Source organism: Frigoribacterium sp. CFBP 13729 (assembly GCF_014841875.1).
Classification (GTDB): domain Bacteria; phylum Actinomycetota; class Actinomycetes; order Actinomycetales; family Microbacteriaceae; genus Frigoribacterium.
The window spans coordinates 17,169-43,689 of sequence record NZ_JACYUR010000009.1 but is presented as its reverse complement, the minus strand read 5'-3'; the positions used below and the strand labels follow the sequence as shown (position 1 = coordinate 43,689).

Here is a 26,521-nt window from a genome sequence, read left to right as displayed (position 1 = left end):
TCCTACCCTGGGGGTGCGTCCTCTTGGCGAGCGACGTCGGCGTCCGCGCCGCCACTCCCCCGGAGGCACCACCGTGACAGACCTCGACATCACCGCCCTGCGCGAGCGCATCGAGCAGCGGCGCGAGGCGATGGTCGCCGACCTGGTCAGCTACGCGTCGCTCGAGACGCCCTCCGACGACGTCGACCTGCTCGCCCGCGGCCTCGAGTGGATCGAGCACTGGCTCGGCCGCACCGCGGGCCCGCCCGCCGAGCGCCGCGTCCACGTCGTCGAGGGCTACGGCGACACCGTCACCCTCGAGTACCCGTCGCCCACCGGCTCGGCCGAGTGGGTCTCGGCGCTCTGCCACTACGACACCGTCTGGTCCGAGGGCACCCTCGCCGAGTGGCCCGTCACGATCGACGGCGACCACATGACCGGCCCCGGGGTCTTCGACATGAAGTCGGGGCTGATCCAGCTCGGGCACGCGATCGCCGCCTCCGACGCCCTGGGGCTGCCCCGGCCGGGCGTCCGGCTGCTGCTCAACGGCGACGAGGAGATCGGCAGCCTCGCGTCGCGCACCGCCATCGAGGCCGAGGTATCCCGAGGAGGCGCGGTGCTCGTCTTCGAGTCCGCTGCGGAGGGCGCCGTCAAGACCGCCCGCAAGGGCGTCGGCATCTTCGAGGTCGAGACGTTCGGCGTCGAGGTGCACGCCGGTCTGCACCCGCGCTCGGGCGCGAGCGCCGTCGACGAGATGGCCCGGATCATCCTGCAGCTGCACGGCGCCGCCGACATCGACGCGGGCACCTCGCTCAACGTCGGCATCGTGCAGGGCGGCACCCGCACCAACGTCCGCGCCGGCCACGCCCGCGCCTCGGTCGACGTGCGGGTCACGTCGGCGGACGAGGCCGCGCGGGTCGAGGCCGTCTTCGCCGCCCTCGCGCCGCACGACCCGGTCGCCCGCGTCGAGGTGACCGGCGGCTGGAACCGGCCGCCGATGGAGCGCACGGAGGCGACGGCCGCGCTCTACGGACGCGCCGCCGCCGTGGCCGACTCGCTCGGCTTCGAGCTGCGCGAGGTGTCGGTGGGCGGCGCCAGCGACGGCAACTTCGCCGCGGCGCTCGGCTGCGCGGTGCTCGACGGCGTCGGCGGGGTCGGCGGCGGCGCCCACGCCCGCCACGAGTGGATCAGCCTCGGCGGCATGGTCGAGCGCACCGAGTTCGTCTCAGCGCTGTTCGTCGAGCTGGCGTAGGCACTCGCCGGGCACGCGGGCAGCGTGATCGGATCGTGACCGGGCAGGCGGCCCCGTCATCCTCGGGGAGGACGGTGCGCCTCCTCGTGCTCGCTACCGTGGGCGCAGGCACCCGTACCGACGGGCGCACGGCACCGCAGACGACAGCAGGGGGAACGCCATGACGAACCGACGACACAGCACGACGCTGGGGGCCGCCGCCTTCGTGGCCGCCACGCTGATCGGGCTCACCGGGTGCGCCGGCGGCGCGTCCGGCGACGACGTCACGGCGGGGCCGACCGAGACCGTGGCCGTCCCGACCCCGACGGAGACGCCGGGCGAGACGTCGTCGCCCACGGCGGAGCCGACGGAGCCCGCCGAGACGGAGACCGCCGCGCCCGTCGTGACCATCCCGACCGACTGCACCCAGATCGTCGACGGGGCCACCTACGCCGCCACGTTCGGCAGCACCCCGCTCAACCCGGTCGAGTTCCCGCGTCGTGACGGCACCGCCAGGGGCTCACGGACGGCGACCGTCCCCGAGGCCGGAGCGCAGCCGTTCCAGATCGTCGACGCCGCCGCCGAGCTCGACTGCTTCTGGCGCGACCCCGCCGCCGACATCACCGGCATCGGCGTGATCCTCGGCCGTCTCGACCAGCCGACCGCCGCCTCCTTGCTCGATCAGGTCACCGCTGCGGGCGCCACCTGCGAGGACGCGCACGGCGGCCAGCTCTGCCAGCAGCCGATCGAGGTCGAGCAGTACCCGATCGAGGCGGCTCACACCTGGTTCGTCCGGGGCGACCTCTACATCGCCGTCGAGCAGTACAACGTGCCCACGAACGACCTGATCGGCTCGATGCTCGCGCACCTCGAGAGCTGACCCTTCGCGACGAACCGCGTTCCGTCAGAGAACCGTCGAGCAACGGGGTTCTCTGAACGGAACGCGGTTCGAAGCGGTGCAGCTCGGCGCGGCTACAGCACGCTCTTCGGCACCCGGTGCAGCGTCACCGCGCCGACCGCCGCGAACGGGTGCAGCGGGTCGGGCGCGACCGACCCCGTCGGCCCGCCCAGCCGGGAGTGCCCGACCGCGCTGAGCACGGCGTAGGCGTCTCCCCGCGACCAGCCGTGGTCGTCGACGAGGAACGCGAACGCGTCCTCGTAGCCCCGCCGGACGCTCTCCTGCACGGGGTCGCCGAGGCCGACGAAGATCCAGTCGTCGGCCGTCTCGATCCGCGGCGCCCGGAGCCCGAGGCCCTTCACGAGGTCGATCGAGACGACCGCGGTGCCCTGCGCCTCGATCGCCACGAACGACGACTCGCCCTCGGCCATGATCGCGTGCACGTCGCCGATCGAGAGGTACGCGCCCTCGATCATCACCGGCAGGTAGACGGTCGAGCCGATCGTGTTCTCGGTGACGTCCATGTTGCCGCCCTGCGGGTACGCCGGCATGATCGTCGAGTTCTCGCCCTCGGCGGGCGCGGTGCCCATGCAGCCGATCATCGGCCGCGCCGCGAAGGTGTGCCGCGACGTCACGTGCACCCCGTCGGCGTCGATCGGCACGCGCCGGGTGAACATCTCGTCGCCCATCACGTGCTGCAGCGCTCCCGAGCCGGGCAGGCTGACCGACCAGCCGTGGTCGACCAGCCGGATGTCGTGCACCGTCACGGCGAGGGCGTCGCCGGGCATCGCTCCCTCGACGTACACCGGCCCGGTGACCGGGTTGATCGGCACCGACAGCTGCGCGAGGTCGTGGTGCCCGTGCAGCTCGGCATAGACCGCGTCGCTCGTCTCGAAGCCGATCGTCTCGCCGGTGCCCGGCGTGATCCGCAGCACCGGCTCGACGGAGGCGGTGAAGCCGGGGCGGCCGAGCTCGTTGCCGAGGAAGTGGTCGATGCCGACGAGCTGCCCCGAGGAGGCGGGGGCCGCCTCGCCGAGATCGTCACGACCGCCCGAGAGGGCCGGGTCGTTCAGGTCGCCGCCGCTCACGCGTCGTGCCGCTCGGAGTCGGTGGCCGGGGTCGACGCGACCGCGGCGTCGTCGGCGCCCTGTCCCAGGGTCGGGGCGGCGCCTCCTCGGCTGCGGTAGTACAGGAACACGCCCGCGCCGAGCACGAGCCAGATCAGCCCGCCGATCTTCGCCTCGGGGGCCGCGTTGACGAGCACGTAGCCGATGATCAGGAACCCGACCACGGGCACGACGAGGTGCAGCAGCCAGTTGCGCGACTTCTTCTTGACGACGTAGTGCACGACGACCGAGACGTGCAGCAGCATGAAGCCGAACAGCGCGCCGAAGTTCACCAGCGACGCGATCACGTTGATCTGCCCGACGAAGAACAGAACGAGCACGGCCGACAGCGCCGAGACGACGAGGATCGCGGCCTGCGGCACCTTGCGCGTGTTGATCTTCGAGAGGAACGCGGGCAGCTGCTTGTCCCGGCTCATCGAGAACAGGAGGCGCGAGGTCGCGGCCTGCGCCGCCATCGCGTTCGCGATGCCCACCGCGAGCACGTTCACGACGAAGAACGCCGTCGCCCAGCCGCTGTTCGACGCGGCCCTGACCAGGTCGAAGAACGCGTTGCCGGCCTCGCCCTCGGGGAACGAGTCCCGGCCCCCCGCCAGCGCGCTCGCCAGCCAGGTCTGCAGCACGAAGCAGAACGCCACGATGAACAGGGCGATGATCATCGCCTTGCCCGCGCCTCCTCGCTTGCCGGTGCTCTCCTCCGAGAGGGTCGAGATGCCGTCGAAGCCCAGGAAGCTCAGCACCGCGATCGACAGCGCCGAGGCGATGAGGGGCGCGGTGACCTTGCTGGAGTCCCAGATCGGGTCGGTCGTGAACTCCGCGCCGGGGATGGTGCCGTTGTTCAGCGCGACCACGGCGATGATGACGAAGATCGCGATGAAGACGACCTCGATCGCGAGGAACACGCGGTTCATCATCTTGATCGAGCTGATGCCGAGCAGGTTCACCGCGGTGTTGATCGCGACGAAGATCAGCGCCCACATCCAGCGGGCGCTGCCCGGGAAGATGCCGATCATCGACTCGGCCGCGAACACGTAGAGCAGCGTCGGCACGAGCAGGTAGTCGAGCAGGATGGCCCAGCCGGCGAAGAACCCGGCGATCGGGTGGATGCCCCGGCCGACGTACGAGAAGACCGAGCCGGCGAGCGGGATCGACTTGGCCATCTGCGCGTAGGCGAGCGCCGTGAAGATCATCGCGACGAGGCCCACGAGGTAGACCAGGGGCACCATGCCCGACGACGCGTTGTAGACGGTGCCGAAGATCGCCCACGGCGCGATGGGCACCATGAAGATCAGGCCGTAGATGAGCAGGTCGACGGTCGAGACCGACCGCTTCAGCTCCTGCTTGTAGCCGTACTGCTCGAGCTGCTGCTGGTTGCTCAGCTCGGGTGACGCGGTCTTCTCGGACATGGTGTCTCTTCTCGGGTCGAGGCGGGTGAACGACGAGGAGGTGCGGTGGGGGTGGTTCAGGACTCGTGCGCCGCGAAGAACGCCGCGACGACGCGGCGGAACTCCTCGGGCTGCTCGAGGTGGCTGCAGTGGCTGGCTCCGGCGAAGACGTGCGAGCGGACGTCGGCGATGCCGTCGACGAAGGGCTGCCAGGTGGCGGGCGTCGCCTCGTCGTGCTCGCCGGCCACGACGAGGGTCGGGGCGGACACGCGCGGCAGCCGGTCGACGATGCTCCAGTCGCGCATCGTGCCGATGACGTGGAACTCGTTCGGCCCGTTCATCGTGTGGTAGACCGTCGGCTCGGCCTCCATCTGCTCCTCGCTGTCGACGAAGTCCTGGGGCATCGGGACCACACGGCAGACGTGGCGCTCGTAGAAGACCTGCGTCGCGGCGAGGTACTCGGGGTCGGCGGTGGTGCCGGCGTCCTCGTGACGCTGCAGCGCCTCCTGCGTGTCGATCGGCAGCTGGGCCCGCAGCTCGGCCGCGCCCTCGACCCAGAGCTGCATCGAGGCGGGCGAGTTGCAGATCGCCAGGCTCGCGAGCCCCGCGGGCTGGCGCACCGCAATCTCGGCGCCGAGCATGCCGCCCCACGACTGGCCGAGCACGTGGAAGCGCTCGAGGCCGAGGTGCGCCACGACGGCGTCGAACTCGGCGACGAAGAGCGCCGGGGTCCAGGTCTCGACGGGGGCGCCGGGGCGGTGGCTGCTGCGGCCGCAGCCGAACTGGTCGTAGTGGACGACCGTGCGGCCGGTCTCGTCGGCGAGCGCCGCGAGGTTCCGCAGGTAGTCGTGCGCCATGCCGGGGCCGCCGTGCAGCACGACGAGGGGCAGGGCGCCCGCGCGCGGCTCGTCGGGCGTGGTCACCTGGAGCCAGGTGTGGCCGTCACGGAAGGGGAGGACGTCGGCGGTGCTCGTGGACATGCGAGAGAGCATGCACCCGGAAAGGTCTCGTGCCAAGACCTTTGTTCGTGACTTAACGTGGACGTAACAACGGACGCAGGCAGGGGCAGGGCGGATGACGACGAGCGAGACGACCGCCTCCGGTGCCCTCGACGCTCCCCTCGAGCCGACGACCCGGGCCGACGACATCACCGACCGCCTGGTCACGGCCATCGCGACCGGCGAGTACCTGCCCGGCCAGCGCCTCCCCGCCGAGCGCGAGCTCGCGACCTCGCTGCGCGTCGGTCGCATGACCGTGCGGCAGGCCCTCGCGCGGCTCGTCGAGCAGGGGCTGATCGAGACGCAGCGCGGGCGCGGGGGCGGGTCGTTCGTGCTCGCGCAGGACTCCCGCCCCGAGCAGGACGCCCGGTCGACGTCCGCCGTCGCGCAGCGCACCCTCGCCGCCCGGTGGTCGGACCTCAGCGACACGAGCGCGGCCATCGGCCGCTTGCACGGCACCGTCGCGGAGGCGGCGGCCGAGAACCGAACGGACGCCGACGTCGCCCTGCTGCGCGACCGGCTCGAGGCCTACCGCGCCGCCGAGTCGGGGCTCGCCTCGCAGAAGGCCGACGAGCTGCTGCACGTCGCGATCGCCGAGGCCGCCCACAACGCCGTCCTGCGCGACGTCCTGTTCGAGCTGGAGGCGCGGGTCAGCATCGCCGCGCCGGCCCACCCCTGGGGCGGTCGGGACGGCATGCGCGAGATGGAGCTGCGCGCGCTCGCCGAGCACGAGGCGATCGTCGACGCGATCAGCGCGGGGCGGGCACGTGAGGCGGCGTCACTCGCTCGGGCGCACGTCGGCATCGACCTCGAGCTGCTCGAGCGCGTGGTGCGCGGCGGCGGCGGCAGCGGCGCTGGCAGCGCCTGATCTCGTGCTGTGGTCGCATCACGACCCGTTCCGCCTCGCGAGAGGCCCAGGGCCAGTCTTCTCTCGCCTCGAACCGCGTTCCGAACCATGAACGGGGATAGAACGCGGTTCATCGTTCGGAACGCGGTTCATCGCGCCTGCGCGGACGCGGTCGCGGTCGTCAGGGCGTCGGCGCAGGAGCCCAGCCGAGCTCGGGCCCGAGGTGCTCGGCGAGGTCCGTGAGGATCTGCGCGTAGTCGTCCGGCTCGAGGGCGAAGGGCAGCGCGAAGGCGACCTCGTCGACCGCCTGGTAGGCCGGGTCGGCGTGCAGCGCGTCGGCGATCTCGGCCGAGGTGCCGACCAGGTCAGCGGCGAAGAGCAGCTGCCCGGGGCCCTGCGGCACACCCACCCGCCCGGCGCGCGACTCGGCGTACGCGGCGTAGCGGGCGCGCTGCTCCGGGGTCGCCGAGTCGGTCGGCACGACGACGAGGCCCTGCGAGACCCGGGCGGAGGCGCCGGCCGGGTGGGCGTCGCGGTACGCGTCGATCTGGGCGCGCTGGTTCACGGCGAAGTCGGTGCCCTGCTCGGCCTTCGTGACGCTCGACGCCAACAGGTGGAACCCGTGCTCGCCGGCCCAGACCGCCGACCGGGTGCTGCCGACGCCGCACCAGAGCCGGTCGACGAGGCCGGGGCTGTGCGGCTGCACGACGTCGCTGAACTCCTCGATGCCGCGGCGGCCGGGCGAAGCGCTGACGACGTCGCCGCGGACGAGGTCGCGGAGGCGCAGGAGGCGGTCGGGGCCGAGGTCCTCCTGGTCGAGGGTGTCGGGGTAGATCGCGTCGCGGTAGAGGTCGAAGTTCATCGGCGTGCCCGTCGAGAAGCCGGGGTTGAGGCGGCCGCCGAGCAGCACGTCGACCGTGCCGAGGTCCTCCGCCAGGCGGAACGGGTTCTCGGCGCCGATCGGCGTGACGGCGGTGCCGAGCTCGATGCGGCTGGTGCGCTGCGACGCGGCCGCCATGATCGCGACGGGGGACGAGATGCCGGGCTGCAGGTGCCGGTGCCGCAGCCAGGCGCTGTCGAGGCCGAGCTGCTCGCCGCGCTCGATGACGCGCAGCGTGTCCTCGTGGCCGCCGGCCGGGGACGCAGGGTCGAACGACCCGATCGTGAGGAAGCCGAGGCGCTGCAGCGGGGAACCGTGTACGGGCATGCCCCGAGTCTCGCAGGGGCCGCTGCGCCGCGCGCGTCGTCACGCCGGCGTCGCGGGACGAGGCAGGCGTGGGCCCACGCCTGTCTCGTCCCCTGACGCCTGCCCCGCGCAGCCCCTCCGCGCGGCCGCCGAGCCCAGCTCAGTCTTCTCGCGAGACGGCCCGTTCTCCGTCCCACCAGCTCGACCGGGAGTGGTCGCTGGCGAGGCGCGCGTCACCGCTGCTCAGGGTCGTGGCGATCCAGGCGATCGTCGCCACGACCTCGGCCCGGACGACCTCGGCGGGGACGGCCCTCCCGGCTTCCGGGCTCAACGCTCTGACCAGGAGCCAGGGGCGTGATCTACGAGTGTCGACCGACGGCATGCGCAGGGGCGAGACGGCGTTCCCGGGGATCCGCGCGGAGACCAGCCAGACGCGGGACAGGTCGGCCGGGAGAAGGGGCATCCCGAAGTGCAGTTCGTCGACCACCACCTCCTGCTCGCGCAGCAGCTCCGCGACGGTCGAGCGGGTCAGGGGCCAGCCCCAGCCGCGCGGCAGCCTGTCCTTCTGGTAGCGGGCCCAGGGCAGGTCGTCGTCCACCGTCGAAGGCTAGCGCGCGCGCCCACGCCGGGAACGTGCAGCGTCGGCACCGTTCGGCGGTAGTGTCTGCTCGTCCACGACCGCACGAGGAGGTGCCGGTGGCTCGTCCCGCCTGGGTCACGAGCGTGCGCCGCCGCCCGGCGGGCGCCGCCTCCCTCGTCGTGCTCTCGGCCCTCGCCGTGCTGATCTCGGTGCTGGCGCCGATGCTGCTCCGGGCCGTCCAGCAGCAGGGCCTCGCCGAGGCGACCGCGCTGTCGCGGGTCGACGAGCTCAGCCTCGTCGTCGTCTCCGACCTCTATGGCGACTCGACCCTCGTGGGGATGTCGAACGGCCGCGACGTCGTCGAGTCGGTCGACGCGGGCCCCGTGTGGCGTGCCCCCGTGGTGGCGGCGGAGTCGGCCGCCGACGTGCTCTGGACGTCGGCGAGCGACGCGGACGTGACGGGCGGCGCCCGCGTGTCGAGCCTCTTCCGCGACGACTGCGGCGACACCGTGCTCGACAAGGGCGCCTGCCCTGTCGGCAGCGACCAGGTCATGGTGTCGTCGGCCGTCGAGGGCGTGGCCGTCGGCGACGTCCTCACGGTCGTCACGGACGGCGACCAGGTCGAGCTGACCGTCAGCGGGCGCTACGACCCGACGCGGGACGACGGCCGGTTCTTCGCCGCCCCCTCGCGCGCTGTGCGGGTCGACGTCCCGAGCGCCGACGACCTCGTGGTGACGTCGGACGGCTTCGACGCCTTGCTGCTGAACGCCAAGGTCTACGCCGCACTCGTCCCGTCCCGTCCGCTGGCCCTCGACGACGTGGCCCGGGTCCGTGCCGACGCCGCTGCCCTCGAGGAGGCGACCCTCGGCACGGACGGCGCCGCCGCCCGTGCCAGCCTGCGCACCGGCCTCACCGGCGTGCTCGGCGCCGTCGACCGCCAGGCCGACGCCGCAGCCGTCATCGCCGCGGCCACGGCGCTGCAGGCCCTCGCGCTCGCCTGGTTCGCGGTCGCGCTCGTCGTGCAGCGCCTCGCCCGCGTCCGCTCGGCCGAGTGGGGCCTCGCCCGGCTGCGCGGCCTGACGCGCGGTCGCTGGCTCGCGACGGTCTTCACCGAGCCCGCCCTGGCCGTCGTGCTCGGCGCGGTGCTCGGGGCGCTGGCCGGCTGGGGCTCCGCCGCCGTCGCGGCCCGGGCCTGGCTGGGCGACGAGGTGCACGTGGAGCCGACCAGTCCGCTCGTGGTGGGCGCCGCCTCCTCGGCACTCGTGGGGTCGCTCGTCGCGCTCGGCGTGGCGAGCCTGCGCTCGGCGCGGGTGCCCCTCGACCAGCTGCTCGGCGGGTCGGCCGACCCGCGGCGGCTCGGGCGGCTCGGCGTCGTCGTGCAGGCCGGCCTCGCGCTCGTCACCGTGACCGTGCTCGTCGCGCTGGTCACGCAGGGCGAGGCCCCCGGCCCGGGCGTCGCGCTGCTCGCGCCCAGCCTCGTCGCCGTGCTCGTCGGCGTCGGCGCCCTCCGGCTCGTCGCCCTGCTCGCCGGCCGCTCGGCCCGACGACCGCCCCGCTCGCTCCGCGCGCTGCTCGTCACGCGACGGCTCGGCCGGACGCCGTCGGTGCTCACCGCGGCCGTGCTCGTCTGCCTCGGCGTGGCCGTCACCGGCTGGGCGAGCCAGGTCGCCGTGACGGCCGACCGGCTGCAGGTCGACCGGGCCCGCGCCTCCGTGGGGGCCTCGACCGTGCTGAGCGTGGGCGTCCGCGACGACGTCGACGTCGTCGACGCGGTCCGCGCCGCGGATCCGGACGGCGACCGGGCGATGGCCGTCGACGTGCTGCGCCGCGGCCAGGGCGTCGGCCGCATCGTCGCCGTCGACACGGAGCGCCTCGGCGCGGTGTCCGCCTGGTCGGCCGGCTGGAGCTCCGCCGGCACCCCGGACCGCCTGGCCGAGCTGCTCGCCCCGCCGGTCGGCGACTCGTTCGTGCTGACCGGCTCGAGCCTGTCGCTCGACGTCGCCGACGTGACGACGATCGCGCCGCAGGGGCTCACCGTCGAGGGGTTCCCGACCGACCTCGCCGACGTGTCGCTCCGCGTGGTGGTGCAGGCGGCCGACGGCTGGCACACGGTCGACCTCGGCGACCCGCGCGACGGCACCCTGACGAGCGTGCCCGGCCGGTTCCCGTGCGAGGCCGGCTGCCGGGTCGTCTGGCTCGGCGTCACCAGCTCGCGCGCGACCACCCCGACCTTCGGCGTCGCCCTCACCGTGACCGGCATCTCGACCGACCAGGAGGCGGCGGCCGACACCGCCGACTGGCTCGCCCCCGACCGGTGGCGCGACCGCGTCGGCGAGGCCGTCGACCCCACCCGCCCGGCAACGACCGCGATCGCCGATGCGGTCGACCGTGGCGGCGCAGTTCCCGGGCTGGCGCTGTCGTTCCTCGACCAGCAGGGCGGCAACACGGCGTCGATCGCGCCGCTCGACGCGCCCGAGCCGCTGCCGGTCGTCGTCGCCGACGGCACCGCGACGACCCCGTTCGCCGGGGTGGAGGGCGGCCTCGTCGGTGTCGCCCCCGACCTGACGTCGCGCGTGCTCGCCCAGGTCGGCCACGCCCGGGTCCTGCCGCGCATCGGTGGCGAGGGGATCCTCGTCGACCTCCCGCTGCTCGACCGGGTGAGCGATCCCGGCGCGTCCGAGGCCGAGCACGAGGTGTGGCTCGCGCCGATGACGAGCGCCGAGGAGGCGCGGGTCGTCTCGGCCCTGTCCGACCAGGGCGTCGAGGTCGTCGGCACCAGGACCCTGCAGGAGGTGACGGCCGGGTACCGGCACGCGTCGCCGACCCGCGCCTCCTCGTTGGCCCTCGTGGTGGGAGCCGCCGCCCTGCTGCTGACGCTCGCCGCGACCGTGGCCGCGCGCGTCGTCTCGGCGCCGTCGCGCCGGGGCGACCGGGCGGCGCTCGAGTCGGCCGGGGTGCCCCGACGACGGCTGCGGCAGGCGGCGGCCCTCGAGGTGTTCCTGCCTCCCGCGGTCGGCACGGTGCTCGGCGGGGCGGCCGGGCTGGTCGCGTACCTGCTGACCGTGTCGCGGCTGCCGCTCGTCGTGGGCTCGGGGCGGACGCCGCCGCCCGACCTCGTGCCGTCGTGGGGGCCTCTCGTGCTGCTCGTCGTCGGCACTCTGGCGCTGCTCGCGGGCGTGGCCGGCGTCGCGGCGCGCGTCGAGCTCAGCGGGAGCGGAACGGTCGGGCCCGAGCGCAGCGGGCCCGAGCTCGGCGGGCGCGAGCTCGGCGGGCCCGAGCGCAGCCGGCGCGAGCTCGGCGGGCCCCAGCACAGCGGGCCCGAGCTCGGCCCCGAGGAGGAGCCTCGATGAACGACGACCTCGCCCTGCTCTGCCGCGGGCTCGTGCACGTGTACCGCGAGGCCGGCACCGACGTCGCCGCCCTGCGCGGCGTCGACCTCGTCGTGCCCGCCGGGCAGCGCGTCGCCGTGCTCGGCCCGTCGGGCTCGGGCAAGTCGACGCTGCTCTCGATCGTCGCGGGAGTGACGCGGCCGTCCGCCGGCCGGGCCGAGGTGTTCGGCACCGACCTGGCGACCGCGCGCGCGAGCACGATCACCCGCCTGCGCCGTGGGACGCTGGGCCTGATGATGCAGGGAGCCCCGGCCAACCTCCTCCTGCACGACGACGCCGTCGGCAACGTCGCCTGGGCCGTGGGCAGCCGCGAGCGGGACGATCTCCGCGTCGGCCGACGCGTGCTGCGCGCCGCCGGGCTCGTCGGCGACCGACGACCGGTCGGAGAGCTCACGCCGACCGAGCAGCAGGTCGTCGCGCTGGCCGTGGCCCTGGCCCCGCGCCCGCGCCTGCTGCTCGCCGACGAGCCCACGAGCAGGCTCGGGCCGGAGGCGCGCGACGCCCTGCTCGACCTGCTCGTCGAGACCACGTCGGAGGCGGGCACGGCCGTGCTCGTCGTCACCCACGACGACGCCGTCGCCGCGCGGATGCAGCGCATGGTGCACCTCCGCGACGGGCGCGTCGGCGAGGAGGCGACCGCCGAGGGGCGCTGGTCCGTCGTCGGCACCGACGGCTCGCTGCAGCTGCCGCAGGCCCTGCGGGCCGACTGGTCGGACGGGGCGCTCGTCTCGGTCGAGGAGGTGGCGCCCGGCGAGCTGCGCGTGCGCCGGGTCGACGAGGCGGGCGGCAGGTCGGGCCGCAGGACGACGGGAGGCGCGGGGCATGAGTGAGCGCGATGCGGGTGCGGGCGCGAGTGCGGGCGCGGGTCCGGGTGCGGTGCCGTCGGAGCAAGCGGGGCAGCCGGAGCAAGTGGGGCAGCCGGTCCGGGCGGGGCTCTCCGCCGAGGAGGCGCGGGTCGGCTCCCCCGCGCTGCGCCTCGTCGGGCTCGTCGTGCGTCGTCCCGACGGCTCCCCCTCGGCCCCGGTCGACCTCGTCCTCTCGCGGGGCGAGGCCGCCGTGCTGCTCGGCGACCCCGACGGGGTGCCCTCGGCGGTGCTGCGCGTGGTCGCCGGGCTCGAGCGGCCGCTCGCCGGACAGGTGCTGTTCGGGGACGGGGGCGGGGACGGCGCGGGTGCCAGCGACCGCAGCGGCAGCGGCAGCGGCCGCCCCGGGCGCACCGACGTCGGCCTCGTGACGCGTCAGCACGAGCTGCTCGGCTCGCTCACCGCGGCGGAGAACGTCGCCCTGCCGCTCCTCGCCCGCACGCCCGGGGCACTCGCCTCCTGGACCGAGGTCGAGCAGCTGCTCGACGGCCTCGGCGTCCCCGAGGCGAGCTGGCACAACCTGCTCGAGCAGCTCTCGGGCGGGCAGCAGCAGCGGGTCGCCGTCGCGCGCGCCCTGGCGGGACGGCCCGCGGTGCTCTGCCTCGACGACCCCACGAGCGAGCTCGACCCGGGCAGCGCGGCGGTCGTGTGGGACGTCGTCGACGCCGCCCGCCGCGACGGCGCCGCCGTGCTCAGCGCGGGCTCGCCCGACGACGTCGCGCGCGAAGGCGTCGCCCTGCTCAGCGTGCGCTGACCTGCCCGGCCGGCCCGCACCTCCTGCGCTCGCCCGCCGCGCACCCGCGCCCGTCGCCCGCACACCCGCACACCCGCACACCCGCACACCCGCACACCCCCTGTGGTGCAGCGCACCCCCGAATTCGGGGGTGTGCTGCACCGTCGGGGGTGTGAGCAGCAGGCGGGCCCTCAGGCCTCCCAGAGGGGCTGTGCCCGGCGGGCGGCGGCGTCGAGCTCGAGGTGCTCGAAGCGGTGCCGCGTCTCGGGGACGCCGAACTCGGGCCAGGCGAGCACGAGCTCAAGGGGCCCGTCGGCGGGCAGGGGCCACAGCCACAGGGTGCCGGTGCTCGTCATGAGACGGTCGTCGCCCTGGCCGCCCTGGGGCGCGAACGTCAGCACGGGGCCGACCGGCACCTCGTTGTGGCCCCCGTGGCCGCCGAAGCCGTGGCCCATGTCGGCGATCGCCGTGCTGCCGTCGGCGAGCTGGACGCCGAAGCGGAGGCCTGCCGTCTCGTCCGCGAGGCCGGGCCGGAAGCGCCCGCCCTCGAAGCGGTCGACCAGGACGGCCCACGCGCGCCGGCCCTGGCCCGGGTTCCTCAGGGTCGACTGCAGCTCGATGCCGACGCCGGAGGGGTGCGCCGTGACGCCCGTCACGGCGACCGCGACCTCGTCCGTGCGCGCGAGAAGGGCGGCCTCGGCCAGTCGGCCGGGCAACCAGCCCGCGGGAGGCTGTGTCCAGGCCGGCGGGACCCACGCCTCGGGCAGCTCGTCGTCGTCGACCGGGGACACCTCGGGGAAGAAGGACATGCCCCACCTCACCACGCCGCCGAGCGCCGCGCCAGCACGTCCTCGCCGTCTGCCACGCCGGGCCCGTCGCACGAGGACGGCGTCGTGGGACGAGGACGGCGTCGTGGGACGGGACAGGGGCGGGCCCGTGCCCACGCCGTCCCACGACGCCTGCGCCACGCGAGAGGTGCCGAGGAGGCGCGTGGTACCCAGGTGCTACGCCCGCCTCAGGCGTGCACCAGGGTCCGACGCGGGCGGGGCAGGGGTCTTCTTAGCGTCGGGACATGGCCTCCACCGTGTCCCGCCCCTCACCGTCTCCCGCCCGTCCTGCCGGCGGCGCGACCGCGTCCGCCACCGGCCGCACCGGGGTCTCGCGCGCCACCGCCGAGACCGCCGTGCGCACCGCCGCGGCGGTCGCCGGCAGCGCCCTCACCACCGTCGCGCTCGTGCTGATCTGGGTCGCGCGCAGCCGGGTCGACCGGCCCGTCTACGTCAGCGAGCTCGGGGCCGACGGCGAGCCCACGGCCGCGCTGTTCGAGGCGGCGCTGCTGCTGGTGGTCGCGGGCGGGCTGCTCGTCGCGTGGGCCGGGCGGGGCCTGCGCGCTGCACGGGCCGGGCGGGGCACGCAGGCCGGACGGGGCACGCAGGCCGGGAAGGGCACGCGGGCTGCCGGGCGCCTCCTCGGGGCCTGGACGGTGTCGACGTCGATCGTCGCCGCATCGGGGCTGTTCCTGGTGGCGTCGCAGGTGCCCTGCACGGCGGGCTGCCCGCTGCCGGTCGGCTCGACGTTCACGGTGCAGGACCTCGTCCACACCACGTCGGCCGTGCTCGCCTTCGCGGCGGCCTGCGTCGCGATGCTGCAGGCCTCGTTCGTCGCCGGTCGTGGCCGGCTGCGGGTGCTCTCGATGACCAGCGGCGTCTCGGTGGCGCTGATCGCGGCGACGGGCGGCCTGCTCTCGCTGCTGCGCGTCGGGACCGACGTCGGCGGCGTCCTCGAGCTCGTGGCGACGACGATCGCGATCGGCTGGCTGATCGTGCTGGGGGTCTCGACGCTGGGCTCCGGCCACGGGGACGCCGACCGCGCCTACGCCTCCGTCCGGGCCGCTGCGTAGAGTCGGAGCATGCCCGACAGCCCCCGCCCGCCGGGCGCCGTGCGCCGCTGGGCCGTGTCGCGCCCCGCCGTGGTGGACGCCCTCGTCGCCCTCGGCTACCTTCTCGTCAGCGGGACGAGCCTCGCCCTCGTCTGGCTCGCCACCGGCGACGGCCGCCCGCTCGGCGTCGACGTCGTGCTCGGGGCAGGCCTCGTCCTCTCGGCCGCCGCACTGCTCGTGCGACGCCGACGCCCCTGGCTGACCTTCGCGGTCGTGACCGTCGCCACGGCCGTCGCGGCCCTCGTCGACTTCGGCGTCGACCCGCTCGGCACCTGCCTCGCGCTCTACGCCCTCGCCGTGCACCGCTCGGTCCGGGCCGCCTGGATCGGCCTCGGCGTCTCGGTCCTCGTCGGAGCGGGGGTGTCGGCCCTGTCGACGGTCGTCCTCGGCGACGCGACGGGCGCCTCCGTCGTCACGGTGCTGCTCGCCCTCGTCGCAGTGCTGATCGGGGTCGACGTCGGCTCCCGTCGCCGCCGGCTGGAGGCGCTGGTCGAGCGGGCCGAGCGCCTGGAGCGCGAGCGTGACCAGCAGGCACGGCTCGCCACGGCGGCCGAGCGGGCGCGCATCACCCGTGAGGTCCACGACATCGTCTCGCACGGGATCTCCGTGATGGTCACGCTCGCGGAGGGCGCCGACGCCCTCGCCCGCAAGGACCCGGCCAGGTCGCAGGAGGCGGTGGTCGAGATCGTGCAGGTCGGCCGGCGGTCGCTCGGCGACATGCGTCGACTGCTCGGGGCGCTGGGCGACGACGACGACGACGCGTCGACGGCGACAGCCCCCGGCGCCGGCGTCGATGGCGGCGTCGCCACGTCGGCGGCAGCCCCCGGCGCCGGGCTCTCGGCGCAGCCCCAGCCCGGGATCGACCAGCTGCCCGAGCTCGTGGCCTCGTTCCGGGCCGCGGGGCTGCCGGTGGTGGTCGAGTCCCGGGGCGTGCCTGCCGCCTCCGAGGCGCTGCAGACCGCCGTGCACCGCATCGTGCAGGAGTCGCTGACCAACGCCCTTCGACACGCGAGATCGCCGAGCCGGGTGCTCGTCGAGCTCGACTGGGGCGAGCAGGTGGTGGTGACGGTGACCGACGACGGGGTCGGCCTCGGGGCGGGCGCGACAGACGGGGCGGACCGGGCCGACGGGGACGGCGCCGCTCCCCGGCTCACGGGGGCCGGCCGCGGCCTCGTCGGCATGCGCGAGCGCGCGAGGATGTACGGCGGCACCGTCGAGGCGGGCCCGCTGCAAGACGGTGGCGGCAGCGGCGGCGGCTGGCGCGTCGCCGTCGTGCTGACCGACACGGAGGAGGCGCGGTGACCGACACCAGGATCCTGCTCGTCGACGACCAGGAGCTGGTCCGACGCGGCATGGCGATGATCGTGGACTCGACCGACGACCTCGTCGTCGTCGGCGAGTCGGCGACCGGAGAGGAAGCGGTCGTCCTGACCGCGGACCTGTCGCCCGACGTCGTCGTCATGGACGTCCGCATGCCCGGGATCGGCGGCATCGAGGCCACCCGACGGATCGTCCGCGAGACGCCGGCGAGCCGGGTGCTCATCCTCACGACGTTCGACCTCGACGAGCACGCGTTCGCAGGGCTCCGGGCAGGGGCGAGCGGGTTCCTCGTGAAGAGCGCGCCCCGCGCCGAGCTGCTCGCCGGCATCCGAGCGGTCGCCGCAGGCGACGCCGTCGTCTCGCCGCGGGTCACGCGCGCGGTGCTCGACCTGGCGCTGCCGCGGCTGCCCCGCGGCGGCGCGGGCGGGGCGGGCGGGGCGGGCGGAGGCGGCGGTCCGGGGGCAGGTGCGGGTGCGGGCGCCGGGTCGGGCGCGGGCGCCGGGTCGGGCGCGGGCGCCGGGTCGGGCGCGGGCGCCGGGTCGGGCGCGGGCGCCGGGGGCCGCGGTGCGCACGATGCAGCCGCCGGCGTCGGCACCCCGAGCCCGTTCGCCGCGCTCACCGAGCGCGAGCACGACGTGTTCCTCGCGGTCGCGCAGGGCCTCAACAACGCCGAGATCGCCGCGCGGCTGGTCGTCAGCGAGTCCACGGTCAAGACGCACGTGGGCCGCGTGCTCGCCAAGCTCGACCTGCGCGACCGCGTGCAGGTCGTGATCCTCGCCTACGAGCACGGGCTCGTCTGAGCCCGCGCCGCCGCCGCACCCGCACCCGCGGAATCCGCACACACCCTCAAGCGCGCGGAGGGGGCCATGCGGATTCGGAGGGTCTGCGCGCAGCGGCAGCTCATGGGCACGAGCTACACCCCGGAACCCGCACCACACCCCACGTTCCGAGGGTGTAGCGCTGGATCAGGGGTGTAGCTCGCGGCGCAGGCGGTCTCGCCGAGCATCGACGTGTCGCGCCGGGCCCCGCACCCGCGGAACCCGCGCGCACCCTCGAGGGCGCCGAGGGGTGCGCGCGGGTCCGAGGGGTGCACGGAGGGCGCAGGAACGGGCCCCGTCCTGCGGACGGGACCCGCGCCTCCTGCGGTCAGCCTGCCGGCAGCGGGCCGTAGTACGTCGGCGACGTGCGCGACTGCGACGGACCCGTGGCCTGCTCGAACGCGTAGGCGAGGCCGAGCAGGTCGCCCTCGGCGTAGTCCCGCCCGAGGAACTCGAGGTTGACGCCGGCGCCGGTGACGGTGCCGTCCTCGGCGGTCGCCTGCCCCATCGGCACCGTCACGGCCGGCATGCCCGTGTTCGGGCTCAGCCGCATGTTCGTGCTGAACGACGAGTAGGGGTTGCCCGACGGGTAGATCAGCGTGTCGAGGTCCTGATCGTCCAGCATCGCCGTGACCAGGGTGTGCCCGTTCGCGATGGCCGTGGTGTGCGTGCCGGTCGGGCCTGCCCACCCCTGGTAGGTCGCCTCGGTGACGGCGTCGCGAGACCGGTAGGTGCCGGCCCGCGACGGGACGTACTTGCCGGAAGCCAGGACGCCCTGCAGCGAGCGCGCCTCGACGTTCGGCGCGAGGTGCTTCGCGACGTAGGCGTCGAGGTCGTGCTTGAACTCGTTCGTGCTGCCGCTGCCCTCGGCGAGCACGGCGGCGAAGCCGCTCGGCGGGGTCGCGATCGGGACGATCGTCGCGCCCTGCGCCTGCAGGGTCACCAGCGCATCCGCGAAGAGCCGGGCGGTGGTCCGGTTCGTGCTGACCATCGACGTCACGTAGCCGATGCGGGTGCCGGCGAGGGCGTCCGCGTCGAGGAAGCTCGTGTACGACTCCGGCACGAGGCCCTGCTGCTCGCTCGTGACCGGGTCCGCGGCGTCCACGCCGGTCACGGAGTCGAGCGCCACGGCGGCGTCGGTGACGGTGCGGGCGATCGGGCCTCCGGTGTCCTGCGTGAGCGCCAGGGGGATGATGCCGTCACGGCTGGCGAGTCCCACGGTGGGACGGACGCCGACGAGCTGGTTGTACGACGACGGGATGCGGATCGAGCCGCCCGTGTCGGTGCCGAACCCGATGCCGGCGAGGTTCGCCGCGATCGCCGCGCCGGTGCCGCCGCTCGAGCCGCCGGCCGTCTGGCTGGTGACGTACGGGCTGGCGACGAGCGTGCTCGTGCCGGCGGGCTGGTACGACGAGAACTCGGACGCGAAGCCGAACGCGAACTCGTCGAGGCTCGCCTTCGCGAGGATCACGGCACCGGACGCCCGCAGCCCCGCGACCATCGTCGCGTCGGTGCTGGTCTGGTTGCCGTCCCAGCAGCCGCAGCCGCCGGTGGTCGGCATGTCGACCGTGTCGTAGTTGTCCTTCACCGCGATCGGCACGCCGAGCAGCATGTCGGTCATCCCGTCGGAGGCGCGGGTCGCGTCGGCCTCGGCGGCCGCGGCGAGCGCGACCCCGCTGGTCGTGATGATCGAGCGCAGCGGGCGCCCGTTCGACGCCGGGTCGACCTTGGCCGTGTCGTAGGCGGCGATGCGGTCGAGGTAGTCCTGGGTGAGCTCGACCGAGGTCGTGACCCCGGCGTTCATGGCGGCCTGCATCTCGACGACCGACGCCTCGACGATCTCGAAGGGGCCGTCGTCGTAGACGATGCGCTGCGACAGGGCGGCGACGTCAGTGATCGTGATGACGCCGTCGGCGTCCGTGTCGGCGACCTCGACCTGGTCCCACGCCGAGGAGGCGCTGGTCGCCCCGAACGCGGAGCTCAGCACCTCGAGGTCGTCGGCCGTCACCTGGCGGTCGCCGGTCAGGTCGAGCTCGACCCAGTACGGGGCGAGGAACGTGCCGGCGGCGGGCGCGGGCGCTGCCGCGGCGGCCGCTGCGGCTGCGTCGGCGGTGTTCACGGCGTTCGCGGCCGGGACGGCCACGAGCCCGCCGAGCGCGAGGGCGCAGGTGACGGTCGTCGCGGCGAGGGCGCGGCGTCGGGTGGATGGCACGAGGGAGGTCCTCCTGTGGCTGGTCGAGTCGGGGGCGGGCGAGACGTGGCCGGGCGAGTCGGCACGGAGCGGCGCATGGCGAGCGCCGGGGCGGAGCGCGCTCATCGGGTGCCCGCCGAGCGGCGGCGGCGCACCTGGGCGACGACCACGGCGGCGATGCCGGCGAGCAGCACGGCGGCGCCCGCGAGGATCCCCGGGAACGCGTCCGAGCCCGTGAAGGCCAGGGGACCCGAGGACGAGGAGGCGCCGGTCGCGCCGGACGTGGGCGAGGGCACCGGCGCGGTGCCGCCTCCTGCGGGGGTGCTCGGGTCGGGTACCGGCACGGGTGCCGGGTCGACCGGGGGTACTGCCGCGGCGGTCACCGCGAGGGGCGCCGTGGACGGCGCCGCGAGCGTCGTCGTCAGCCCGTCCTCGGAGACGAGCGTGACCGAGGCGAGGTCGAGCGTGCCGTCGCCGGCGCCGATCGCGGCGAACTGCAGGTCGACGGCGAGGTCGCCCGCGAGCCCGGGCGAGGTGCCGAGCCGGGTGTGCGTGACGGTGAGGGTGCCGTCCTGCTCGTCGACGGCGTCGAAGCCGCCGTCGGGCGCGGTCGCGCTGCCGTCGACGTAGTCGAGCACGGCGGGGTCGTACTCGACCACGAGCTCGTAGGCGTAGACGTCGCTGGTGCCGGTCAGCGCGACCGACGCGTCGACGACGTCGCCGACCGTGGCCGCGGCGGGAGCGGTGACCGACGCGGCGGTGATGCCGGGCGCGATCGGGGCGGGCGCGGCGAGGGCCGGAGCGCTCCCGAGGGCGACGAGGCCGACGGCGAGGGCGCCGGTGGCCAGGGCCGTCCGGGGGCGCACGAGGCGCCGGGTGGTGTGCTGCATCGGGGCAGGTTCCTTCGGTCGAGGTCGAGCGCGGCTCGCCGTCGACTGCGGGGCAGGGGGACGCTGGTCCGACGCGCGGCCGGGCTGCTCGACGGGGCCGACGGGACGGCCTCGTGCCTCGCAGATCGCCGTCGGTCCGCTCGTGTGGATCACACGATCCACACCGTATTCATGGGGTGTTTCGAGCAGACGCACAGTGTCGTTACGGTCGTGTTTCCCGTCGGGTGTCGCCGAGCAGCAGCGCGCGAGCTCAGGCGGGGCCGAGCCCCGTCACGCCGCCGCCGACCGCACGCGTGACCTCGCCGTCGGGCCAGCGCAGGTCGACCCCACGCCGCAGCGACAGTTCGCCGATCTCGGCCGTCTCCGCGTACGGCGAGTGCATCCGCGACTCCCCGGGCCGGTCGGCCGTCACCATGCCGAACCCGGGGAAGCAGCTCAGCCAGTCCCCCACGGTCACCCCCGAGGAGGCGCCGCCCGGCCTCGGCACGGACGCCACGTCGACGACAGCGCCGTACCCGCTGGCCTCCGCGAGCATCCCCACGGTGCCGACGATGCCGGCCATGCTGACGTCCTTCGCCGCGGCGGGCCGTGCCCGCGCGACGGTGCCCGCGAGGTCGCGCAGCTCGTGCGAGCGGCGCCCCTCGGTCGAGTTCCACTGGCTGCCGTGGTGCCCCTCGCGCCACGAGCCGCTCACGTCGACCGTGAGGCTGAGGGCGTCGCCGTACCGGCCGCCGCCGCCCGGCACGGGATGGGCCGTCCGTCCGAGCGCCGTGACGCTGAGCGCGGCCGGCACCCCGACCTGCGTGTGGCCGCCGAGCAGCGGCACGCCCCAGGCCTCGGCGCCGCGGCGCACCCCGGCGAGCACCCGTCGGACGAATGCGGCGTCGCGGCCCGCCACCGCGTCCAGCAGCCCGACGGGCGCGGCGCCCATCGCGCTGAGGTCGTTCACGTTGACGAGCACGCCGCACCAGCCGGCCCACTCCGGGTCGCGCTCGACCATCGAGGGCAGGATCGCGTCGCAGGCCGCGACGACGTCGGTGCCCGGCACGGGCGCCCCGTCGTCGCCGACCCAGCCCGCGCCTCCCAGTGATCCGTCGGGCGAAGCCGCCCACGCGGTGTGCGGCTCGAGCACGGCCTCGAGCACCGACTTCGTCGCGTCGACGAGCCGCTGGTGCCGGTCGATCGGCCAGCGCATCCGGAGGTGGTCGACGCCGCCGATCACGCAGCGGCCGGTCTGCTCCCAGCCGAGACGCCGGAACAGCACCGACGAGCGCACCTGGACGGTCGCGTCGAAGCGGAGCACCCCGAGCTGCTCGGCGAGCGCCGACGCGGCCCGGACGAGTGCCGACCCGACGCCGAGGGCGCTCCGGGCCGACGGCGCGACGACGAGCCGCGAACCCGTCCACCAGCCGATGTCCTCCGAGCCGACGGGCGCCAGGCGCACCCCGCCGACGACGCCTCCGCCGGCCCGGGCGACGAGCACGACGGTGCGCGGGTCGTCGTCGAGCTCGTCGCGGTCGGTGCCCTCGAAGAGCCCCTGCTCGTCGACGAACGCGTCGCGCCGCAGCCGTCGGTACGCCTCGACCTCGGCGCGGTCGGCGACCCCCACGATGAACTCCGCGGCGGGCGGCGCGACGACCCGCGGCCCCATCAGGGCGGGCACGTCGAGCAGCGCCACCTCAGCCCCCGGCCGTCTGCAGCGCCGAGCACGCGCCGCAGGCCGCGCAGCCGGCCTTCTGGTCGGTGCCCTTCATGCCGGCCGCGATCAGCGCCTCCGACACCCGGAAGGTGATGTCGTGCAGCACCGAGCCGTGCGGCGCGGGCACGTGGTCGACGTCGGTCGCGAGGGTCCCGCGCAGCGGCCGGAACGGGACGATGAACGGGTAGACGCCCATGTCGATCAGCTCCTGGGCGCCGGCGACCATCTCGTCCGGGTCCTCGCCGAGGCCGACGAGCAGGTAGGTCGAGACCTGGTTGCGGCCGAAGACGCGGACGGCCTCGCGCCAGGCGGCCCGGTACTCGTCCATCGACACGCGCGACTTGCCCGGCATCCAGCGGCGGCGCACGTCGTCGTCCATCGACTCGACGTGGATGCCGATCGAGCGCGCGCCGGCCTCGTACAGGTCGGTGATCGTCGCGAGGTCGCCCGGCGGCTCGCACTGCACCTGGATCTCGAGCTCGGGCACCACGGCCTTGATGGCGCGCACGCACCGAGCCAGGTGGGTCGCGCCGCGGTCGCGCCCCTTCGAGGTGCCGGTGGTCATCACCATCTGCTCGACGCCGTCCAGTCGCCAGGCGGCCTCGGCCACCTCCGCGATCATCGACGGCGTCTTGACGGCCACGGTCGAGCCGGAGTTCAGCGACTCCTCGATCGAGCAGAACCGGCAGCGCTCGGCGACGTCGTAGCGCACGCAGGTCTGGACGACGGTGGTCGCCAGCACCTTGGCCCCGTGGAGGCGCGCGATCGCCTCGTAGGAGACGCCGTCCGCCGTCGCCAGGTCGTAGAACCGGGGGCGGGCCACCGGCGTGACCTCGATGCCCGTGTCCTCGCCGTCGAGCAGCAGTCGCCCGTCGTCGACGAGGTACGGGCTGTCCTGGCTCTGCGGGATCGCGGACTGCAGGCCCTGGAACAGCACGTGTCCGTCGTCGCTCGGACCAGCGCCTCCTTCCCGGTGCACGGGGGCGGCGACCCGGATGCCGCGGATGGCGACGTCGACGCGGGTGGAGAGCGCCCCGCCGTTCGAGATGCCGACGGCACCGCGCGCGGGGGCCTGCGGCTCGTTCGTGATCGTCACGCGGTCACCGGCTCAGACCATGTAGGTGCTGTTGATGATGGCGCCCTTGCGGGCGTAGTGGATGACGGCGTCCTGCACGTCGAGGGGGTGGCACGGGATCACGCCGGCGATCAGGTCCTCCTCGCGGTTGCCGTGCAGCGCGAGGCCGAAGCGACAGCAGAACACCGTCCCGCCCTCGGCGATGAACGTCTCGAGCGCGTTGTTGATGTTGTTCTCGCCGGGGAACCCGTCCGAGCCCGTCGTCGGGAACCCGCGGTTGGCGATGCAGTTCATCGAGCCGGGGCCGTAGAAGTAGAGCACGCTCGTGAAGCCCTTGCGGAGGGCCCTGGTCGCCTGCAGCACGGCGACGAAGCTCACCGACGACTCGTGGGCGATGCCGTGCACGAGCTGGAAGTAGTGCTCGTCCTTCGTGGCCGTGTAGTCGGGGAAGATCTTGGTCGAGCCGTAGATGTTGCTCCCCTTCGGCAGCGAGGGGTGCGCGATCTCGTTGCGGGAGATCTCGATGTTGTCGAGGACCTGCTGGTCGAAGTCGATGTCGTTGTCGCTCATGGTGCGGGCTCCTTGCGGGGTCGGGACGAGACGGTGCCGGTCGAACTGCGGTGCCTGGATCTGGTCCCGAGTCTTCGACCGCCGTGTTGCAGGCGGATTACGAGGATTCGCCGTTTTGTTTCGGCGGCGCAGATCGTGCCTCTCTATCGCGGCCGCGACCTGCGACACGAGTTCTTATTCCGGCTGTAACCAATCGGAAACAGCTCCTGGCTTCTGATGGACGCACCGCAGGAACCTGCGCCACCGCCTCCACCGACCAGAGGAGACACGATGTCGACGACCGTCGCCGCCGTCTCGGCGAACTTCACCCGGGACCTCGACCAGAACTACGAGCTCATCGAGACCCTCGTCGGCGAGGCGAGGGCGGCTGGCGTGCAGCTGCTCGTCTTCCCCGAGGCCGCGATCGGCGGCTACCTGTCGTCGCTCGGCAACCACGGCGACACCCTCAAGACGACGACGCGCTCGCTGCCGCCGGCGGTCGCGCTCGACGGCCCCGAGCTCCGCCGCGTGCAGCAGATCGTCGGCGACATGGTCGTCTGCATCGGCTTCTGCGAGCTCGCCGACGACGGCGAGACGCGCTACAACGCCGCGGTCTGCCTCGACGGCACGCGGATCTACGGCTCGTACCGCAAGGTGCACCAGCCCCTCGGAGAGGCGATGTCGTACTCGGCAGGCGACGTCTACGAGGCCTTCGACACCCCCGTCGGCCGCCTCGGCATGCAGATCTGCTACGACAAGGCGTTCCCGGAGGCGGCCCGGTCGCTGGCGCTGGACGGCGCCGAGATCATCGTCAGCATGTCGGCCTGGCCCGTCGCCCGCACCGCCACCGCCGAGAACCTGCAGGACGACCGCTGGACCTACCGCTTCAACCTGCTCGACACGGCCCGCGCCCTCGACAACCAGGTCTTCTGGATCGCCTCGAACCAGGCCGGCACCTTCGGCTCGCTCCGCTACGTCGGCAACGCGAAGGTGGTCGACCCCGGCGGCGTCGTGCTCGCCACGACCCTGCTCGAGGCAGGCCTCGCGATCGCCGAGATCGACGTCGAGGGCACGTTCCGGGCGATGCGCGGCGGCATGTTCCACCTGCGCGACCGGCGGCCCGACGCGTACCGCACCGGCGAGGCCGAGGCGGCCTCCGCCGCCGGCAGGAGTCTCGCCCGTGCCTGAGATGACGTTCCAGGTGCGCTGGCCCGACGGTTCCGAGACCGCCTGCTACTCGCCGAGCCTCGTGGTGCACGACTGGCTCACCGCGGGAGCCGAGTACCCGCTCGCCGACTTCGTCGAGCGCTCGACGACCGCTCTCCGCATCGCGAGCGAGCGCGTCGCCGCGGCCTACGGCTTCGCCTGCACCTCCGCGATGCAGCACCAGGCCGAGATCACCACGATCGCGGCGACGCACGAAGGAGGCGCGGTGCGGGTGCTCGAGATGCACCCGCCGCTGCCTGCCCCGGCGACCGCGCCCGCGCCTCCTGCAGGAGCGTCGTGGTGACCGCGCTCGTGAGCTCCCCGCGCCGCGTCGTCGACGGCACGCGCGTCGAGGTCGCCGTCGTCGGCGGCGGCCAGGCCGGCCTCTCGATCAGCTGGCACCTGACGCGCCAGGGCGTCGACCACGTCGTCCTCGAGCGCGACACGATCGCGCACGACTGGATCGACCGTCGCTGGGACGCCTTCACGCTCGTGACCCCGAACTGGCAGTGCGTGCTGCCGGGCTTCGCCTACGACGGCGACGACCCCGACGGCTTCATGGGCCGCGACGAGGTGCACGCGTGGATCCGTCGGTACGCCGCCTCCTTCGACGCCCCCGTCGTCGAGGGCGTGCTCGTCACCCGGCTGCGGGAAGCGGCGGCCGGCGGCTTCGAGGTCGTCACCGACCAGGGCACGATCCTCGCCGACCAGGTCGTGCTCGCCACCGGCGGCTACCACCGCCCGGTGCTGCCGGCCGTCGCCGCGGGGGTGTCCGACGACGTCGTGCAGGTGCACTCCGCCGACTACCGCTCGCCGCAGGCGCTTCCCGAGGGCGGCGTGCTCGTCGTCGGCTCGGGCCAGTCGGGCGCCCAGATCGCCGAGGACCTGCACCTCGCCGGGCGCCAGGTGCACCTCGCGCTCGGCTCGGCTCCTCGCTGCGCCCGCTTCTACCGCGGGCGCGACTGCATCGCGTGGCTGAGCGACATGGGCGTCTACGACATCCCGGTGCAGGCGCAGGTCGGCGGCCTCACCAAGCGCGAGTCGACGAACCACTACATGACCGGGCGGGGCGGCGGGCGCGACATCGACCTCCGCGCCTTCGCGCTCGAGGGCATGCGGCTCTACGGCCGGCTGACCGGCGCCGAGGGCACCGCCCTCACCTTCAGCCCGACGACGGAGGCGTCGCTCGACCACGCGGACTCGGTGATGGAGTCGATCAAGTCCGACATCGACCGCCACATCGAGCGCACCGGCGTCGACGCGCCCGTCGAGCCGCGCTACGTGCCGGTCTGGCGACCCGAGACCGAGGTGACGCGACTCGACCTGCGCGAGGCTGGCATCACGAGCGTCGTCTGGTCGGCCGGGTTCCGGGCGGACTGGTCGTGGGTGCATGTCGGGGTCTTCGACGGAGGCGGCGTCCCGACGCACCAGCGCGGCAGCACCACCGCGCCGGGCCTGCACTTCCTCGGGCTGCCGTGGCTGCACACCTGGGGGTCGGGTCGTTTCGAGGCGATCGCCCGCGACGCCGCTCACGTCGCCGAGAGCATCGCGGCGCGGGCCGGCCGGGCCGGCCGGGCTGACGAGTCGGTGCTCGCGGAGGAGGCCGTGGCGGCGGGCTAGC

23 protein-coding genes are annotated in these 26,521 nt (G+C 74.5%); 12 read left to right on the top strand and 11 right to left on the bottom strand.

Going from position 1 to position 26,521, the window contains the following annotated elements; translation table 11 throughout:
• Positions 1 to 73 precede the first annotated feature (73 nt).
• Together IFT77_RS15990 and IFT77_RS15985 are read left to right on the top strand one after the other, a co-directional pair.
• Complete coding sequence (locus IFT77_RS15990) at positions 74 to 1,231, top strand: M20/M25/M40 family metallo-hydrolase (RefSeq protein ID WP_197980955.1); 1,158 nt, start codon at positions 74 to 76, stop codon at positions 1,229 to 1,231.
• A gap of 160 nt (positions 1,232 to 1,391) precedes the next feature.
• Entirely contained in the window at positions 1,392 to 2,090 is a 699-nt protein-coding gene (locus tag IFT77_RS15985; RefSeq protein WP_192170590.1) for a hypothetical protein, read from the top strand.
• A 92-nt stretch (positions 2,091 to 2,182) separates the two neighbouring features.
• Here IFT77_RS15985 and IFT77_RS15980 read toward each other — a convergent pair whose 3' ends face one another.
• Genes IFT77_RS15980 through IFT77_RS15970 form a run of 3 tightly spaced genes read right to left on the bottom strand, consistent with a single transcriptional unit; the run spans position 2,183 to position 5,597 of the window.
• A complete protein-coding gene (locus IFT77_RS15980) occupies positions 2,183 to 3,196 on the bottom strand; it encodes an acetamidase/formamidase family protein (RefSeq protein ID WP_371741092.1) in 1,014 nt (337 codons plus the stop codon).
• Positions 3,193 to 4,638 carry an APC family permease gene (locus tag IFT77_RS15975; protein ID WP_192042395.1) on the bottom strand — a complete coding sequence of 482 codons (1,446 nt, stop codon included), beginning with the start codon at positions 4,636 to 4,638 and terminating at the stop codon, positions 3,193 to 3,195. Before IFT77_RS15975 ends, IFT77_RS15980 begins: the two co-directional genes overlap by 4 nt.
• A gap of 56 nt (positions 4,639 to 4,694) precedes the next feature.
• Entirely contained in the window at positions 4,695 to 5,597 is a 903-nt protein-coding gene (locus IFT77_RS15970; protein ID WP_244638897.1) for a proline iminopeptidase-family hydrolase, read from the bottom strand.
• A gap of 94 nt (positions 5,598 to 5,691) precedes the next feature.
• On the opposite strand from IFT77_RS15970, the gene IFT77_RS15965 reads away from it, so the two are divergent.
• Positions 5,692 to 6,483 (top strand): FadR/GntR family transcriptional regulator, encoded by a 792-nt coding sequence (locus tag IFT77_RS15965; RefSeq protein ID WP_192170588.1) that lies wholly within the window; start codon positions 5,692 to 5,694, stop codon positions 6,481 to 6,483.
• 160 nt (positions 6,484 to 6,643) lie between these two features.
• On the opposite strand, the gene IFT77_RS15960 is transcribed toward IFT77_RS15965, so the two are convergent.
• Positions 6,644 to 7,669 (bottom strand): LLM class flavin-dependent oxidoreductase, encoded by a 1,026-nt coding sequence (locus IFT77_RS15960; protein WP_192170587.1) that lies wholly within the window; start codon positions 7,667 to 7,669, stop codon positions 6,644 to 6,646.
• A 139-nt stretch (positions 7,670 to 7,808) separates the two neighbouring features.
• The gene (locus IFT77_RS15955) at positions 7,809 to 8,246 is read right to left on the bottom strand and encodes a hypothetical protein (protein WP_192170586.1); all 438 of its coding nucleotides are present in this window, start codon (positions 8,244 to 8,246) and stop codon (positions 7,809 to 7,811) included.
• A gap of 98 nt (positions 8,247 to 8,344) precedes the next feature.
• On the opposite strand from IFT77_RS15955, the gene IFT77_RS15950 reads away from it, so the two are divergent.
• The 3 genes from IFT77_RS15950 to IFT77_RS15940 are packed head-to-tail and all read left to right on the top strand — an operon-like array spanning position 8,345 to position 13,234.
• Positions 8,345 to 11,578: an ABC transporter permease gene (locus tag IFT77_RS15950; protein ID WP_192170585.1), complete on the top strand. Its 3,234-nt coding sequence runs from the start codon at positions 8,345 to 8,347 to the stop codon at positions 11,576 to 11,578.
• Positions 11,575 to 12,447: an ABC transporter ATP-binding protein gene (locus IFT77_RS15945; protein WP_192170584.1), complete on the top strand. Its 873-nt coding sequence runs from the start codon at positions 11,575 to 11,577 to the stop codon at positions 12,445 to 12,447. Before IFT77_RS15950 ends, IFT77_RS15945 begins: the two co-directional genes overlap by 4 nt.
• Positions 12,440 to 13,234 carry an ATP-binding cassette domain-containing protein gene (locus IFT77_RS15940; protein ID WP_192170583.1) on the top strand — a complete coding sequence of 265 codons (795 nt, stop codon included), beginning with the start codon at positions 12,440 to 12,442 and terminating at the stop codon, positions 13,232 to 13,234. Before IFT77_RS15945 ends, IFT77_RS15940 begins: the two co-directional genes overlap by 8 nt.
• Before the next feature lie 170 nt (positions 13,235 to 13,404).
• Here IFT77_RS15940 and IFT77_RS15935 read toward each other — a convergent pair whose 3' ends face one another.
• A complete protein-coding gene (locus IFT77_RS15935) occupies positions 13,405 to 14,022 on the bottom strand; it encodes a hypothetical protein (protein ID WP_192170582.1) in 618 nt (205 codons plus the stop codon).
• A gap of 263 nt (positions 14,023 to 14,285) precedes the next feature.
• Between IFT77_RS15935 and IFT77_RS15930 the strand changes: the two genes are divergently transcribed.
• The 3 genes from IFT77_RS15930 to IFT77_RS15920 are packed head-to-tail and all read left to right on the top strand — an operon-like array spanning position 14,286 to position 17,272.
• Positions 14,286 to 15,113 (top strand): DUF998 domain-containing protein, encoded by an 828-nt coding sequence (locus tag IFT77_RS15930; protein WP_192170581.1) that lies wholly within the window; start codon positions 14,286 to 14,288, stop codon positions 15,111 to 15,113.
• 9 nt (positions 15,114 to 15,122) lie between these two features.
• Entirely contained in the window at positions 15,123 to 16,454 is a 1,332-nt protein-coding gene (locus IFT77_RS15925; RefSeq protein WP_192170580.1) for a sensor histidine kinase, read from the top strand.
• A complete protein-coding gene (locus IFT77_RS15920) occupies positions 16,451 to 17,272 on the top strand; it encodes a response regulator (RefSeq protein WP_371741091.1) in 822 nt (273 codons plus the stop codon). Before IFT77_RS15925 ends, IFT77_RS15920 begins: the two co-directional genes overlap by 4 nt.
• A gap of 346 nt (positions 17,273 to 17,618) precedes the next feature.
• Here the strand turns inward: IFT77_RS15920 and IFT77_RS15915 are convergent, their stop codons facing one another.
• The 5 genes from IFT77_RS15915 to IFT77_RS15895 all read right to left on the bottom strand — a co-directional run bounded on the left by IFT77_RS15915 (position 17,619) and on the right by IFT77_RS15895 (position 23,715).
• Entirely contained in the window at positions 17,619 to 19,502 is a 1,884-nt protein-coding gene (locus IFT77_RS15915) for an amidase family protein (protein WP_371741090.1), read from the bottom strand.
• A gap of 101 nt (positions 19,503 to 19,603) precedes the next feature.
• The gene (locus IFT77_RS15910) at positions 19,604 to 20,371 is read right to left on the bottom strand and encodes a cohesin domain-containing protein (RefSeq protein WP_192042566.1); all 768 of its coding nucleotides are present in this window, start codon (positions 20,369 to 20,371) and stop codon (positions 19,604 to 19,606) included.
• A 250-nt stretch (positions 20,372 to 20,621) separates the two neighbouring features.
• On the bottom strand, positions 20,622 to 22,049 hold the full coding sequence (locus IFT77_RS15905; protein WP_197980952.1) for an MSMEG_0567/sll0787 family protein: 1,428 nt from the start codon (positions 22,047 to 22,049) through the stop codon (positions 20,622 to 20,624).
• A gap of 1 nt (position 22,050) precedes the next feature.
• Entirely contained in the window at positions 22,051 to 23,166 is a 1,116-nt protein-coding gene (locus IFT77_RS15900; protein WP_371741089.1) for an MSMEG_0568 family radical SAM protein, read from the bottom strand.
• Between the two features lie 12 nt (positions 23,167 to 23,178).
• Complete coding sequence (locus tag IFT77_RS15895) at positions 23,179 to 23,715, bottom strand: MSMEG_0572/Sll0783 family nitrogen starvation response protein (protein WP_123547142.1); 537 nt, start codon at positions 23,713 to 23,715, stop codon at positions 23,179 to 23,181.
• 270 nt (positions 23,716 to 23,985) lie between these two features.
• On the opposite strand from IFT77_RS15895, the gene IFT77_RS15890 reads away from it, so the two are divergent.
• From IFT77_RS15890 to IFT77_RS15880, 3 genes are read left to right on the top strand one after another with little or no spacing between them, the layout of a single operon-like run.
• On the top strand, positions 23,986 to 24,882 hold the full coding sequence (locus tag IFT77_RS15890) for a carbon-nitrogen hydrolase family protein (protein WP_192170579.1): 897 nt from the start codon (positions 23,986 to 23,988) through the stop codon (positions 24,880 to 24,882).
• A gap of 1 nt (position 24,883) precedes the next feature.
• The gene (locus IFT77_RS15885) at positions 24,884 to 25,204 is read left to right on the top strand and encodes an MSMEG_0570 family nitrogen starvation response protein (protein WP_197980961.1); all 321 of its coding nucleotides are present in this window, start codon (positions 24,884 to 24,886) and stop codon (positions 25,202 to 25,204) included.
• A complete protein-coding gene (locus IFT77_RS15880) occupies positions 25,201 to 26,520 on the top strand; it encodes an MSMEG_0569 family flavin-dependent oxidoreductase (RefSeq protein ID WP_197980944.1) in 1,320 nt (439 codons plus the stop codon). Before IFT77_RS15885 ends, IFT77_RS15880 begins: the two co-directional genes overlap by 4 nt.
• The last annotated feature ends 1 nt before the right edge of the window (position 26,521 follow it).